Here is a 13,958-nt window from a genome sequence, read left to right on the forward strand (position 1 = left end):
GCGTTCATTTTACCCTTGACACATCAAGATGGGTAAATATACTTGGTTAGGGCCATAAGAAAAGGTGACATTTTCTCTGAATAAAACTACCCCTCTTGGGGTGACATTTTCATAGAATCTTGACATATCTTTTTATTCATCTTCATCATCAAAATCTTCGTCCTCAAAGTCCTCATCTTCATAATCTTCATCTTCGAAATCAAAGTCGCCTTCTTGAAGGTTTTCCCATGCTTCCCTTACCTTTTCAAACTCTTCTTCATCTTCCACTTCTGTTAAGAATTCTTCTCCATCCTCATCCGTGTCGATCCTGAAAATATACGCGGTTTCTTCATCCTCTTCGTTTACCGGTAAGAGAATTGCATAATCGTTGTCTTCTACATTAACCACACCTAAAACTTCAAACTCCGTTTCATTACCCTCATCATCATAAAGGGTTATAGTTTCTCTTTCATCCATATAATTCACCTCGATATATTAAATTAACACCATTTTATAGTAATTTGCCATTACTGTCAATATTATGAAGGTAATCCAGAAAACTTTGCAAAATCAACACGGCAGCTAATTTATCAATCACTCCCTTCCTTTTTTTTCTTGAAATATCTGCATCTATTAGTACTTTATGTGCTGCTACTGTTGTCAATCTTTCATCCCAATAAATTACTTGTGCTTTGTATATTGACCTTAGCTTTTCTCCAAACTTTTTTACATTTTCTACCCCTTTACCGTAGGTACCATTCATATTTACCGGTAGTCCAATGACTATTTTATCAACGCTGTTTTGTTCTGCAATTTCTACAACTTTTTTTACATCCTCGTTAAAGCCTTTTCTTTCCAGAACCATTAGCCCCCTTGAGGTAATTCCAAGTTCATCGGATATGGCAATACCTATTCTTTTTTCTCCCACATCCAGTCCTAATACACGCATTTTATAATTGCCCCTTTTAAACGATTTTTATACAAAATTCAGGGCAGGCACCAGCACAGTAACCGCATAAAATACATTTGTTTTCATCTACAGAAACTTTTTTGCCACATAACGAAAGGGCATCATATCTACATCTACTTACACAATTTCCGCATCCCTCGCACCATTCTTCAATTATTAGCCTTCTTTTTTCTTTCAATAAACTTTTTTCCACATCTTCCGGCACTTTTTCCCCTTCAAAAAAACATATGTCTGCAATAAGTTCTGATTTTGATTTTATTCCCACAGCGATGGAATGAAGGTAGGGAATATTTAAAACAAATTCAAAGGCTTTTACTTTTTCCTTTATTAGATTTCCTCCACCCAGGCATTTCATTCCGTAAATACCTTTACCTTTAGTATATGCATATTCTATAGCCTTTAGCATATCTTCTGCTGTCCCATCTTTAATACCAATTCCTTTAAAATTTATTAAAGGCTGAATTACATCGATTTCCTTCATTAGGGCTGCCGTTCTTACTACCTCCACCGTATGAGTAGAAACACCGGTAGCTTTAATCAGCCCTTTATCTTTGGCTTCCAACAGGTAATCTAAAGCCTCTTTATGTCCCTGTAAGGTCAATCGTGATTCCTGTTCATGTAACATAAAAATATCAATATAATCCTTGCCTATCTCTTTCCTTGCCTTTTCCACACTTTTTTTCATTCCTTCATATGTATAAGCGTAAGATTTACTTGCAATGATAATTTCGTTCTTAATCTTTTTTAGTGCTAAATTAATGTATTCATAATTTTTGTAATACTCCGCCGTATCAATAAAATTCACGCCCAGTTCAAAGGCTTCACAAATTAAATTTGCCCCTTCTTCAAGGGGCAAATTTGCTTGAAGCGGACCAATAGTCAAAGCTCCAAAACAAAGTTTTGAGACAATTAGATCTGTGCTGCCGAGTCTTTTGTATTCCATCGTCAATACCTCTTTTTTCATAATACTTTATTCTAATCCCAGGTATGTTTTAATTATTTCCTCCAGCAATTCATCTCTTTCAATTTTTCTGATCAAATTACGTGCATTTTTATAACTCGTAATATAAGCTGGATCACCCGATAAAAGGTATCCGACAATTTGATTAATGGGATTATAACCTTTTTCTTTTAAAGCATTGTATACTTCTTCTAAAATTTCCTTGACCGATTTTTTGTCATCTTTTTGGATCCTGTACATCATAGTTTTATCAAAGTTTTCCATTTTACTCCCCCTCAGGATAATAACCTGTCTTCAACAAATTTACGTGCAAAGTTCAAGGCTTCCGATATTTTTTCGGGGTATTTGCCGCCCGCCTGGGCAAAATCCGGCCTTCCACCACCGCTTCCACCGGCAATAAGGGCAACTTCTTTAATTACAGTTCCGGCATTTATTCCCCTATCAACTAAATCCTTTGTAGCGGTGCAAATAAATACTGCTTTTCCTTCATGTCGAGATGCCAGAATAATTAAGGAAGGTTTAAATCTGTTTTTAATAAAATCACTTATCTTTCTAAGATCCTCTAAATTCATATCCTCCAATTCGCTTATTAAAACCTTTACATCCTTTATTTCTTCTATTTTTTCCAGTATTTCTTTAACTTTGTAATTTAATACTTTATCCTTTAATTCTTCAATGATCTTTTCTTTTTCTTTCAATTGATTAAATAAATCCTGTATTTTTTCAGGAATTTCGTAAACACCAACTTTTAAATAGTTGGATGTCCTTTCTAAAACTCGTTGATCTTCCCGTATTAAGTTTATTAAATTTTTACCGGTAACAGCTTCTATTCTGCGAATTCCAGCAGCAATGCTTCCCTCGGACACAATTTTAAAAAGTCCTATTTCTGCCGTGCTTTTTACATGTGTCCCTCCGCACAGCTCCTTGCTGAAATCTCCCATAACCACAACTCTTACCTTTTCCCCATACTTCTCTCCAAATAGTGCAACGGCTCCTTCTTCTTGAGCTTCCTTTAATGAGGTATTCTTAATATTAACCGTAAGGTTATCCAAAATCGCCTCATTTACTATATTTTCAATCCTCTCAATTTCTTCTTCCGTCAGGGCTTGATAATGATTAAAATCAAATCGCAATCTCTCAGGATCCACCAGAGAACCTGACTGATTTACGTGATCGCCGAGAACAATTTTTAAAGCTTTATGAAGCAGGTGGGTAGCACTGTGATTCCTCATAATATTTTTTCTTCTTATTTCGTCTACTTCAGCATTTACATTGTCGTTTATGCTCACCGTTCCTTCTTCTACTTTTCCAATATGGTATATTTTACCATCAGGAGTCTTTCTGGTATCCATTACTTTAAACCTGAAATTTTCGTTATATATATATCCCGTATCTCCCACCTGTCCTCCGCTCTCACCATAGAAAGGAGTTCTGTCGAGGACTATAATGGCTTCTTTACCGGATTCCAATTCTGTAACGGGTTCTTTCCCAACAGTAATCATTCTTACCTGTGCCTTTGCCCTTAAACTGTCATAACCAACAAAGATTGTGGGATCCAAAGGTGCCAGCACTTCATACAGCTCATCTACCGGGTATTCTTCCTTTCTTGCCGCTTTTGCTTTCTCCCTCTGTTTTTCCATTAATTCTTCAAAGGTTTTCTTATCAATGCCAAAGCCTTTTTCCCTGGCCACATCCTCCGTTAAGTCCAAAGGAAAGCCAAAAGTATCATAGAGCATAAAAGCCATTTCGCCCGGTAAAGTCTTCTTGCCATCCTTTTCTAATTCAGCTATACCATCCTTCAGTATTCTTAGCCCTTCACTAAGGGTTTGTCCAAAACGTATTTCTTCATTTTCTATAACCCTTTGAACGTAACCCTGACTTTTTTTAATTTCAGGGTACACGTCTCCCATCAGCTCAACAACTTTGGGTACAATTTTATACAGGAATGGTTCATTCAATTCAAGTTCTCTCCCGAATCGGGCAGCCCTCCTTAAAATTCTCCTCAGAACATAACTTCTGCCTTCATTCCCGGGAAGAACGCCATCGGCTATTAGGAAAGTAACAGCCCTTATATGATCGGCTATTACTCTAAATGGAAATCCCCTGTCATCGCCAAAATATTTTTTACCTGTCATATTTTCTACAAATGCTATAATTGGTCTTAAAAGATCAGTATCGTAATTGCTGTAAACATTTTGCATAACCGTGGCTATTCTTTCAAGGCCCATACCGGTATCAATGCTGGGTTTGGGAAGAGGAGTCAAATTTCCTTCTTCATCCCTGTTATACTGCATAAATACCAAGTTCCAGAGTTCTCTCCACCTATCACAATCACAAACACCCAATTTACACTCCGGACTATCGCACCTGTGTTCCTCGCCGCGATCGATATATATTTCACTGCAAGGACCGCATGGACCCGTATCCCCCATTGCCCAGAAGTTATCTTTTTCGCTCATACGTACAATTTTTTCCGGTGGGATTTTGGCTACTTCCTGCCATAAATAAAAAGCTTCATCGTCTTTTTCATAGATGCTTACCCAGAGTTTTTCCTTTGGGAGCATCAATACCTCGGTTAAAAATTCCCATGCATAAGCGATGGCTTCTTTTTTAAAATAATCCCCAAAGGAAAAATTGCCCAGCATTTCAAAAAATGTATGATGTCTTGCAGTCCTGCCAACACTATCCAGATCGTTGTGTTTACCACCGGCTCTTACGCATTTTTGTGCGGTGGTGGCTCTTTTATAGGGCAATTTCTTTATGCCTAAGAATACATCTTTAAATTGATTCATTCCTGCATTTGTGAATAATAATGTAGGATCATTATGAGGTACCAAGGAGGAACTGGGAACTCTTTGGTGCCCTTTGCTCTCAAAAAAACTTAAAAACTTTTCCCTTATCTCATTGCTGCTCATCATATCAAATAACCTCCATACAGCTACGCATTTGAGAAGAATTATATAGAAAATGTTAATCCTTGTCAATTACATTAATCATTATTTACTAAATTTATCAATAATATTTACAATTTTGCTTTTATAAATCTGGCTTTTTTCAAACCTTCGATTGTTAAGGTAAATAAATAGATATGAAATTGCCAATCCTATTATTCCTGTCAATAAGGCAAAGGGCTCTTTAAGTTCTATATTCAATAAAGGCGCAAACTCATATCCACCTGCTACACCTAATAAAAATACTATTAAAGGAAAAAGATACATGATAAATGTGGCAGAGAGTACTCCTTTTGCTTCCATTTCAATTTCTACAAGCTGTCCGCTTTCGACTCCGACCGTATCCTTAGCCCAAACTATTAATCTTTTCTTCTTAGAGCTTTCCGGGCACCCCTTGCAGGAACCACAGGCCGATCCCCTTAAAACTTCTAATTCCGCTTCGTCATTTACTTTTCTTAAGACCAATGCTTTTTCCCGCATAAGTTTCACCTCATTTTAAGAATTTTTCTATTAATTCCATAAGTTCATTTATTTTTTCTTCCTCTTTCCTGGTACCTTTAGAATTTAATACACATCCCTTAGTATGCTCTCTTAATATAATTAATCCTACTTTTTTTAAAGCAGCTCGAACCGCAGCAATTTGATTTAATACATCCACACAGTATTTTCCCTCTTCAATCATTTTTTCAATACCCTTTATTTGGCCTTCAATCCTTGAAAGTCTAACTTTAATATTTTCTTTTTTATTAAGGTAAGAGCATTGATGGTGCTCCAAAGAATCCCCTCCTTTATATACCCTATAAGGGTATACTTTCACTTAAAATTATATTATTTTAATTCTTTTTTGACAATCTATTATAAAATAAAAAAATCCCCGCCATGCCGTGTACTGACAAGGAACAGAGACCCTCTCTCCAAAGGTGGGTGCCCTCCTAAATGCTTCTTGCTTCCCTTGATAAAGGGCATGCATTCCACATTTAGAGCCCGGGCTCCCGATGTCATGGTGTTGGCTCTTTCCTCTGTCAGGTTCCACGCACACAGCAGGGAATCCTTCTTTAATTATTATATTATCACACCACTATCCCAATATCAAGATAATGGCTTTTCCAATTTCAGGCGTCAATTTTTATATGTAACTCCCTCAATTGCTTGGGCTCTACCTTTGCAGGTGCTTCTGTCAGCAAACAAGTGCCGTTTTGCGTCTTTGGAAAAGCAATACAATCCCTTATGCTTTCCAGCCCTAAAAGCAGCATTACCATCCTGTCAAGTCCATAGGCAATTCCTCCGTGAGGGGGTGTTCCGTACTCAAAAGCTTTAAGAAGGAATCCAAAATTATTCCACGCCCTCTCCCGGGTAAAACCAAGCACTTCAAACATTTTTTCCTGAAGTTCGGTTCTATAAATTCTTATACTTCCTCCTCCGAGCTCAACCCCATTTAAAACTATATCATAAGCCTTTGCCCTCACTTTTTCCGGTGAAGTATCCAGAAGCGGGATGTCTTCATCCATAGGCGAAGTAAAAGGATGATGCATTGCAACAAACCTTTTTTCTTCCTCATCCCACTCTAAAAGAGGAAATTCTACTACCCACAAAAATTCCAATGCATTTTTATCAATCAGGTTCAAAGTCTTCCCAAGATATAATCTCATTTGTCCCATCTGTTGAGCGACCAGGTTCTCATTCTCATCGGCAATAAAAATAAGCAAGTCTCCCGTTTTTGCTCTCATTTTTTCTACTATACTCTTTAGTTCTTCTTCCTTAAAAAACTTCGAAATAGGAGATTTTATACCTTCAGAAGCAAGAACGATCCAGGCAAGGCCTTTTGCACCGAATTCTTTTGCCTTTTCCACCAGCTCGTCTATTCCTTTTCTTGAGAATATATTGGCTCCGTCTTCTATGTTAATTCCTCTAACCCTTCCTCCTTTTTCCGCTACTTCCCTAAAGACTTTGAACTCGCTGTTTTTGATTTCTTCAGTAACATCAATAATCTCGAGACCAAATCTTATATCCGGTTTATCCGAGCCGTATTTTTCCATCGCTTCTTTATATGTAATTCTTTTAAAGGGAATCTTTATTTCTTTACCGGTTACCGTCTCAACCACATATTTTATAAGTCTCTCATTCAAACTGATGACATCATCCACATCTACAAAAGACATCTCAATATCCAGCTGTGTGAATTCAGGTTGTCTATCAGCTCTTAAGTCCTCATCTCTGAAGCAACGAACAATTTGATAATATCGTTCAATGCCCGATACCATTAATATCTGTTTAAAAAGTTGTGGCGATTGCGGTAATGCATAAAAGGTTCCCGGATTTAATCGGCTGGGGACTAAAAAATCCCTTGCCCCTTCAGGAGTACTTCTTGTAAGCATAGGTGTCTCTACTTCTATGAAACCTTCTCCATCAAGAAAATCCCTGATAGACTTACTTACCCTGTGACGAAAAATAAAGTTATTTAGCATAACAGGCCTTCTTAAATCTAAATACCTGTATTTTAACCTTAAACTTTCATCTACTTTTATACTATCCTCAATTGGAAAAGGAGGAGTTTTAGCGCTGCTCAATATCTTTATTTCTTTAACAAATACTTCAATGTCTCCTGTAGATATTTTAGGATTTTTGTTCTCCTGTGGTCTTTCCCTTACCTCTCCTTTTACGGCAATTACGTATTCGCTTCTTAGATCTCCTGCTAATTCAAAGGCTTCATGGCTGTAATCTTCGCTAAAAACTACCTGTACTATACCGCTCCTATCTCTTAAATCAATAAATATAACGCCTCCCAAATCCCTTCTTGTTTGTACCCACCCGGTTAGCACGACCTCTTTACCCACATCTTTCATACCCAGACTACCGCAAGAATGAGTTCTCTTCATTCCTTCCATTAACAACAACCCTTTCTAATATTATTAAATAAAAATTCAAATAAATCCTTATCGTTTAACTTTCGCTGTTCTCCATTAGATAAATCTTTCACTGTAAGAAAATTGTTTTTGATTTCTTCTTCGCCTACAATAATTGCAAATTTTGCTTTTAATTTATCCGCATACTTCATTTGTCCTTTTAAACTTCTGTTCATGTAATCTATTTCCGCAGATAATCCTTTTCCTCTTAATTCAAATAATAACTTATATGCAGTTTCAAAACCTTCTTCATCCATTACAACTAAAAAAATATCAACTCCTTTTTGAGGCAGGTTCAATAGACCTCTGTTTTCAAGAACATTTATAAGCCTCTCTATTCCCATTCCAAATCCCGCAGCCGGAATATGAGGACCCCCGCATTCTTCTACAAGACCGTCGTATCTTCCGCCTCCGCAAATAGTGTTCTGCGCTCCTAAATCCTTAGATATTATTTCAAATACAGTTTTAGTGTAATAATCAAGTCCTCTAACTATCATAGGGTCCACCGTAAAATCTATTTTTAGCGAATATAATAGTCTTTTGACCTTTTCAAAATGATCCTTGCACTCATCGCATAAAAAATCTAAAATTTTTGGGGATTCTCCAAGTATTTGTTTGCAATCATCGTTTTTACAATCTAAAATCCTCAGAGGATTTCTATCCAATCTTGTCCTGCAAGTATCGCACAAACTTTCCTTTTTAAAAGAAAAATAATTCTTTAAAGCTTCCCGGTAGTTTCCCCTGCATTTACTGCATCCAAGTGTATTTATCCTTAAATCCAAATCTTCCAATCCAAGACCTTTCAAAAACATCATAGCTAAACCAATTACCTCTACATCTATTGCAGGGTTATCCGATCCAAAGACCTCAACGCCAAATTGATGAAATTCTCTCAATCTTCCCGCTTGAGGCCTTTCATATCTAAATCCGGGAATGATATAATATAATTTTAATGGCAGTGATTGATTGTAAAGTTTATGTTCTATGAGAGCTCTTGCACAGGCCGCAGTACCTTCCGGTTTTAATGTTAAGCTTCTCCCTGACTTATCGTTAAAAGTATACATTTCTTTTTCTACTATATCGGTTGTTTCGCCCACTCCTCTTAAAAATAGTTCCGTGTGTTCAAAGGTAGGAGTCCTTATTTCTTTATAACCAAAAATATCACATATCTTCCTGAATTCACTCTCTAAAAATTGCCACTTATTTATTTCATCGGGGAGTATGTCCTTTGTCCCTCTCGGCGCTTTAGTTAGCATTTCATCAGCCCCTTTATAAATTTGCTACTGATAAACAATATATTTAAAATATAAATTAATGTCAATAATTTAGGATAAAATATGAAGTAAAAATTTCACAAAATCCTAACAAAATTTACACACAATTTATAAATTCTTGCTGTAAAATTAACCATGAAAAAGAAATTAAAATAGATTTATTAAAAAATTTTTAAAAGGAGGTTAATCAGTTATGAAGGTTTTTAACAAATATAAATACTTTGTTGCGGTGCTTATCGGATTTGCACTGGGGATAGGTGTAGTTACTGGAGGATTTTTCGCATATAATTTCTTTTATCCGTCAAAATCCGTTAAGGCCGGAAACTACTCAACAAATTCATCCTTTTCCTCTACACCTTATTCATTGCCCAGCATTCCCGATATCGTGGATAAAGTAAGCGACGCGGTAGTTTTCATAGAAACCACCGTCCAAACACAAAGTTCCTATAACCCATTTATCGACGATCCTTTTTTCCGTTTCTTTTTCGAAGATATTCCTTCCCCCTCAAAAATCAATAAGAGTGTAGGCTCAGGATTTATCATAAGTCCCGATGGATATATTTTAACCAATGAGCACGTTATATCCGGTGCTACTGAGGTATCGGTGACAGTAAAAGGATATGATAAACCCTTTAAAGCACAAATTGTTGGAAAAGATTTTGATCTTGACTTAGCAGTATTAAAAATAAATTCATCAAAAACTTTACCCTACATCCCCATGGGCGATTCGGATAAAATGCGGGTCGGTGACTGGGTAATAGCTATAGGCAATCCTTACAGGTTAGACCACACAGTTACGGTAGGAGTAATCAGCGCAAAGGGACGTCCTATTACAATTCCGGATAAATCAGGTAAACAAAGGGTGTATACAAACCTTATTCAGACGGATGCAGCTATTAATCCCGGAAATAGCGGTGGTCCTTTAATCTCGTTAGAAGGAGAGGTTATAGGAATCAATACCGCGATAAACGCTGAAGCTCAGGGCATTGGTTTTGCAATACCTATAAACACTGTAAAAAACGTTCTGGACGAGCTTAAAAAAGGCGGTATAACCCGTCCCTACATTGGCGTAGGACTTCAGGACATTACTGAAGATTTGGCAAAGTACTTTAACTTAAAAAATACTGACGGAGCGCTTATAAGCTATGTGCAGCCGGGAAGTCCTGCGTATACGGCAGGGTTAAGGGAAGGAGATATAATCCTTAAAGTAAATAATAATTCTGTGAAAAATGCAAACGATGTCGTAAATGTTATAAAAAATTCAAAGGTAAACGATACGCTGGTATTATTGATACTAAGGGATGGCAGGCAGATGTACTTAACCGTTAAGGTGGGTAAAAAACCCGAATAATATTTAAATAGACTCGAGGAATTCCCCTCGAGTCTATTTTTTTCCTTTTTTATAAAAAATTTTGAAAGGATTATTTTCGTATTCGTCCGTTTCACTGAACTTTTCTCTTAATCCCTTCACCACTTTTACGTCGATTTTTATATCATCGGCTATTTCTTCATCTTTCAATCCTTCTTCAAAAAGTTCTGCAATCTCCTGCAATTCTTCCTCGCGGGAATATAGTTTCATCTTACTTTTTTTCCTGGTCGTAATTACCCCTCCGTTCCCCATAAAATTACGGGAAATTACCTTAAAAAGGGGTTGGTCATTTTTTCCTCTCCAATAGTGGATGATATACCATGTCCGGGAAAGATTTTTATTTCATCGCCTAAGGGAAGAATTTTTTCTAATATAGATTTTTTAAGCATGCTGTAAGAACCACCCGGAAAATCCGTTCTCCCAATAGACCCGGCAAACAATGTATCCCCTGTAAAAAGCAAATCTTCAATCTTGACGGAAATACTTCCCGGCGTATGTCCCGGAGTATGCAAAATTTCCAATCTCATTTCTCCTATTAAAATATTATCCCCATCCCTTAGAAAATTATCCGCCTCTTTCAAGCCAAAGCCCCTGCCTAAAAATATAGAAAGATTTTTTTCAGGATTTGTTATCATATCTTTATCCTTTTCATGAATGAAAAGCAGGGCATTTGTCCTTTCTCTTAGATAATCAGATCCTTCAATGTGGTCACAGTGCCCGTGAGTTAATATAATATGGGTCAAATCAAGCCCCTTATCAAATATCACATTTAAAATTTTTTCGGGATTACCTCCGGGGTCGATGCACACCGCTTTATTTGTTTTTTCACAGCCAATAATGTAGCAATTCGCTAAAAGAGGACCTACCTGTAATGTTTCCAGAAACATTTTTTATCCTCCCGAAATTTTTAAAAAGTCTTTTTTGAATCCAGCAATATTGTGACGGGTCCGTCATTTTCCAGCTTCACGATCATATGAGCCTGAAATTGCCCGGTTTTTACGTTCTCTGTTTTTTCCCTGCAGAATTTAACAAACTCTTCGTATAAGTTATTAGCTTTATCCTGAGGAGCAGCCATGGTAAAGCTTGGCCTTTTACCCTTTCGCACATCACCGTAAAGGGTAAATTGAGATACCACCAGAACCTCTCCTCCCACATCCAGTACGGAAAGGTTCATTTTCCCCTTTTCATCTTCAAAAATTCTGAGGTTAATTATTTTTTCCGCCAAATATTCTGCGTCCTCCAAGGTATCTTCCTCTCCCACACCTAAAAAAACCAGTATCCCCCTATTTATTGAAGAAACAACTTTTTCTTCTACCTCTACCATCGCTCTGGATACCCTTTGAACAACTGCTCTCATTTTTAATACTTCTCCCTTCTACTGATTCATAACCCTTTTTACCTCAAAAACTCCATTTATCTTTTTCAACTTTTGAATAACATTTTCAAGATGCTGCTTGTCTTTAATCTCGAGAACGAGATCAATTACAGCAATTCCATTTTTGGTTGCTCTGGCATTTACAGCATCTATGGTGGTTTTCATATCTCCAATAAGATTAATTACATCCGAAAGGACGCCAGGTCTATCATAAGCAGATGCCTCAATTTCTACAGGATAAGAATTTTCTTTGAAGGTATCCCACTTAACCTCAATAAGCCTTTCTTTATACTGGTTATTTTGAACATTAGGACAATCAAACCTGTGAATGGAAACTCCTCTGCCTCTTGTAATATATCCTACTATTTTATCACCGGGTACGGGGTTACAGCATCGCGAAAACTTGACGAGAATATTATCTATTCCTTCAACTACAACGGCTTCTTTTGAGACAACCTGTTTTTTGGATTTGGGACTGATTTTTTCTTCAACACCGGGCTTTTCGGCTTTAACAGTCTTTTTGTATTCATCTAATATCCTTTGAAAAGCCTGAACGGGTGAAATTCCACCCAATCCTATGGCCGCAAAAAGGTCTTCTAAATTCTGCATACTCAGCTTTTTTAATAATCCTTCCATAAAGTCATGTTTTATGAGTTGATACAAATCATACCCCTGTCTTTTTGCTTCCTTTTCTAAAAGCTCCTTGCCTCTTGTAATGTTCTCCTCTCTTCTTTCTTTTTTGAACCACTGTTTTATTTTGCTTCTTGCCTGTGCTGATTTAACAAATTTCAACCAATCCCTGCTTGGTCCGCTGCTGTGGGAAGATGTAAGTATTTCAACTATATCTCCGTTTGCAAGTCTATAATCTAAAGGGACCATTTTACCGTTTACCTTTGCGCCAATGCATCGATTGCCAATATCGGTGTGTATTCTATAAGCAAAATCAATTGGGCATGAACCCGCCGGAAGATTAATAACATCTCCTTTGGGAGTAAATACATATACCTCATCGGTAAAAAGGTCCAATTTTAGCGATTCCATAAATTCCTTAGCATCTTTTAACTCCCGCTGCCAGTCCAAAATTTCTCTTAGCCAGGAAAGTTTTTTGTCAAACTCATCAATCTTAGAACCCTCTTTATAACGCCAGTGGGCTGCAATTCCGTATTCCGCTGTTTTATGCATTTCATAAGTTCTTATCTGAATTTCTAAGGGTTCCCCTTTTGAATCAATTACAGTTGTATGAAGGGATTGGTACATATTAGGTTTGGGCATCGCAATATAATCCTTGAATCTGCCGGGTATTGGTTTCCACAATGTATGGACTACGCCCAGCGCTGCATAACATTCCCTCACATTATCCACTATTACCCTTACCGCCGTGAGGTCATAAATCTGATCAAAGGTTTTGTTTTGTTCTTTCATCTTTTTGTATATGCTGTAGAAATGCTTTGGTCTTCCCTGAATATCAGCTTTGATGCCCGATGATTCCAATTTTTGTTTGAGAATATTTATCATCTCATTTATATGTTCTTCCCTTTCTCTTCTTTTTTTTGCGACTTTATCGACCAGATCGTAATAATGCTCGGGCTCTAAAAATCTGAAAGCAAGGTCCTCCAGTTCCCATTTAATTTTCGATATACCCAGCCGATGTGCCAGCGGTGCAAATATTTCTAAAGTCTCTATGGCTTTTTCCTTCTGTTTTTCCTCTGGCATGGATTTTAAAGTGCGCATATTATGAAGCCTGTCGGCCAATTTTATTAATATTATCCTTATATCCTTTGCCATTGCCAGCAACATTTTTCTGAGATTCTCTGCCTGCTGTTCTTCCTTCGACTTGAATTCCAGTTTACCTAATTTTGTTACACCATCCACCAGCAGTGCAATTTCTGGTCCAAAAATCTTTTCTATATCTTCAATGGTATATTGTGTGTCTTCCACCACATCATGAAGCAAACCGGCTGCTACCGTAACAGTATCTAATTCTAAATCCGCCAGAATCATTGCAACTTCCAAGGGGTGGAAAATGAAAAGCTCCCCTGACGCTCTATGCTGACCGTCATGGGCATTTTTGGCAAAATCATAGGCATCCCGTATTAATTTTAAATCCGCTTGAGGATTATAGGAACGTATTTTGCTTTCTAATTTTTCTATGTTTGTCATAAAATCCACCCCTTAC

The 13,958-nt window shown here is 37.1% G+C and carries 14 protein-coding genes and 1 other RNA gene; 1 reads left to right on the forward strand and 14 read right to left on the reverse strand.

All coding sequences use genetic code 11. From position 1 onward, the window contains the following. Window positions 1–132 precede the first annotated feature (132 nt). The 10 genes from ATZ99_RS11005 to hisS all read right to left on the reverse strand — a co-directional run bounded on the left by ATZ99_RS11005 (window position 133) and on the right by hisS (window position 9,020). Window positions 133–456 carry a DUF1292 domain-containing protein gene (locus ATZ99_RS11005; RefSeq protein ID WP_068749287.1) on the reverse strand — a complete coding sequence of 108 codons (324 nt, stop codon included), beginning with the start codon at window positions 454–456 and terminating at the stop codon, window positions 133–135. Between the two features lie 34 nt (window positions 457–490). Then, complete coding sequence (gene ruvX, locus ATZ99_RS11010) at window positions 491–928, reverse strand: Holliday junction resolvase RuvX (RefSeq protein WP_068749288.1); 438 nt, start codon at window positions 926–928, stop codon at window positions 491–493. Between the two features lie 16 nt (window positions 929–944). Further along, window positions 945–1,892 (reverse strand): aldo/keto reductase, encoded by a 948-nt coding sequence (locus ATZ99_RS11015; protein WP_068749289.1) that lies wholly within the window; start codon window positions 1,890–1,892, stop codon window positions 945–947. Between the two features lie 27 nt (window positions 1,893–1,919). Beyond that, window positions 1,920–2,174: an IreB family regulatory phosphoprotein gene (locus ATZ99_RS11020; protein WP_068749290.1), complete on the reverse strand. Its 255-nt coding sequence runs from the start codon at window positions 2,172–2,174 to the stop codon at window positions 1,920–1,922. A gap of 11 nt (window positions 2,175–2,185) precedes the next feature. After that, window positions 2,186–4,828, reverse strand: a complete 2,643-nt coding sequence (gene alaS / locus ATZ99_RS11025) for an alanine--tRNA ligase (RefSeq protein WP_068749291.1) — start codon at window positions 4,826–4,828, stop codon at window positions 2,186–2,188. A 78-nt stretch (window positions 4,829–4,906) separates the two neighbouring features. Next, complete coding sequence (locus tag ATZ99_RS11030; RefSeq protein ID WP_068749292.1) at window positions 4,907–5,341, reverse strand: SoxR reducing system RseC family protein; 435 nt, start codon at window positions 5,339–5,341, stop codon at window positions 4,907–4,909. Between the two features lie 10 nt (window positions 5,342–5,351). Further along, window positions 5,352–5,636, reverse strand: coding sequence for a metal-sensitive transcriptional regulator (locus ATZ99_RS11035; RefSeq protein ID WP_068749293.1), 285 nt, complete (start codon window positions 5,634–5,636; stop codon window positions 5,352–5,354). A gap of 92 nt (window positions 5,637–5,728) precedes the next feature. After that, window positions 5,729–5,911, reverse strand: a non-coding RNA gene (gene ssrS, locus ATZ99_RS11040) — 6S RNA. 62 nt (window positions 5,912–5,973) lie between these two features. After that, window positions 5,974–7,746 carry an aspartate--tRNA ligase gene (aspS, locus tag ATZ99_RS11045; protein ID WP_068749294.1) on the reverse strand — a complete coding sequence of 591 codons (1,773 nt, stop codon included), beginning with the start codon at window positions 7,744–7,746 and terminating at the stop codon, window positions 5,974–5,976. Beyond that, window positions 7,746–9,020 carry a histidine--tRNA ligase gene (gene hisS, locus ATZ99_RS11050; protein ID WP_068749295.1) on the reverse strand — a complete coding sequence of 425 codons (1,275 nt, stop codon included), beginning with the start codon at window positions 9,018–9,020 and terminating at the stop codon, window positions 7,746–7,748. Before hisS ends, aspS begins: the two co-directional genes overlap by 1 nt. A 211-nt stretch (window positions 9,021–9,231) precedes the next feature. Between hisS and ATZ99_RS11055 the strand changes: the two genes are divergently transcribed. Beyond that, the gene (locus ATZ99_RS11055) at window positions 9,232–10,389 is read left to right on the forward strand and encodes a S1C family serine protease (protein WP_068749296.1); all 1,158 of its coding nucleotides are present in this window, start codon (window positions 9,232–9,234) and stop codon (window positions 10,387–10,389) included. 33 nt (window positions 10,390–10,422) lie between these two features. Here ATZ99_RS11055 and ATZ99_RS11060 read toward each other — a convergent pair whose 3' ends face one another. The 4 genes from ATZ99_RS11060 to ATZ99_RS11075 form a co-directional block, all read right to left on the reverse strand. Continuing rightward, on the reverse strand, window positions 10,423–10,590 hold the full coding sequence (locus ATZ99_RS11060; RefSeq protein WP_187694847.1) for a hypothetical protein: 168 nt from the start codon (window positions 10,588–10,590) through the stop codon (window positions 10,423–10,425). Window positions 10,591–10,673: 83 nt separating this feature from the next. Further along, window positions 10,674–11,294 (reverse strand): MBL fold metallo-hydrolase, encoded by a 621-nt coding sequence (locus ATZ99_RS11065; RefSeq protein WP_068749298.1) that lies wholly within the window; start codon window positions 11,292–11,294, stop codon window positions 10,674–10,676. Window positions 11,295–11,314: 20 nt separating this feature from the next. Further along, the gene (gene dtd / locus ATZ99_RS11070) at window positions 11,315–11,764 is read right to left on the reverse strand and encodes a D-aminoacyl-tRNA deacylase (protein ID WP_068749299.1); all 450 of its coding nucleotides are present in this window, start codon (window positions 11,762–11,764) and stop codon (window positions 11,315–11,317) included. An 18-nt stretch (window positions 11,765–11,782) separates the two neighbouring features. After that, on the reverse strand, window positions 11,783–13,942 hold the full coding sequence (locus ATZ99_RS11075) for a RelA/SpoT family protein (protein ID WP_068749300.1): 2,160 nt from the start codon (window positions 13,940–13,942) through the stop codon (window positions 11,783–11,785). Window positions 13,943–13,958: the final 16 nt, after the last annotated feature.

This window comes from Thermovenabulum gondwanense (assembly GCF_001601575.1).
GTDB lineage: Bacteria > Bacillota > Thermosediminibacteria > Thermosediminibacterales > Thermosediminibacteraceae > Thermovenabulum > Thermovenabulum gondwanense.

Excerpts from the sequence above, each read along its gene's own strand:
- ATZ99_RS11005 (WP_068749287.1), bottom strand. The coding sequence starts at position 456 with ATGGATGAAAGAGAAACTATAACCCTTTATGATGATGAGGGTAATGAA.
- ruvX (WP_068749288.1), bottom strand. The coding sequence starts at position 928 with ATGCGTGTATTAGGACTGGATGTGGGAGAAAAAAGAATAGGTATTGCC.
- ATZ99_RS11015 (WP_068749289.1), bottom strand. The coding sequence starts at position 1,892 with ATGGAATACAAAAGACTCGGCAGCACAGATCTAATTGTCTCAAAACTT.
- ATZ99_RS11020 (WP_068749290.1), bottom strand. The coding sequence starts at position 2,174 with ATGGAAAACTTTGATAAAACTATGATGTACAGGATCCAAAAAGATGAC.
- alaS (WP_068749291.1), bottom strand. The coding sequence starts at position 4,828 with ATGATGAGCAGCAATGAGATAAGGGAAAAGTTTTTAAGTTTTTTTGAG.
- ATZ99_RS11030 (WP_068749292.1), bottom strand. The coding sequence starts at position 5,341 with ATGCGGGAAAAAGCATTGGTCTTAAGAAAAGTAAATGACGAAGCGGAA.
- aspS (WP_068749294.1), bottom strand. The coding sequence starts at position 7,746 with ATGGAAGGAATGAAGAGAACTCATTCTTGCGGTAGTCTGGGTATGAAA.
- hisS (WP_068749295.1), bottom strand. The coding sequence starts at position 9,020 with ATGCTAACTAAAGCGCCGAGAGGGACAAAGGACATACTCCCCGATGAA.
- ATZ99_RS11055 (WP_068749296.1), top strand. The coding sequence starts at position 9,232 with ATGAAGGTTTTTAACAAATATAAATACTTTGTTGCGGTGCTTATCGGA.
- ATZ99_RS11065 (WP_068749298.1), bottom strand. The coding sequence starts at position 11,294 with ATGTTTCTGGAAACATTACAGGTAGGTCCTCTTTTAGCGAATTGCTAC.
- dtd (WP_068749299.1), bottom strand. The coding sequence starts at position 11,764 with ATGAGAGCAGTTGTTCAAAGGGTATCCAGAGCGATGGTAGAGGTAGAA.
- ATZ99_RS11075 (WP_068749300.1), bottom strand. The coding sequence starts at position 13,942 with ATGACAAACATAGAAAAATTAGAAAGCAAAATACGTTCCTATAATCCT.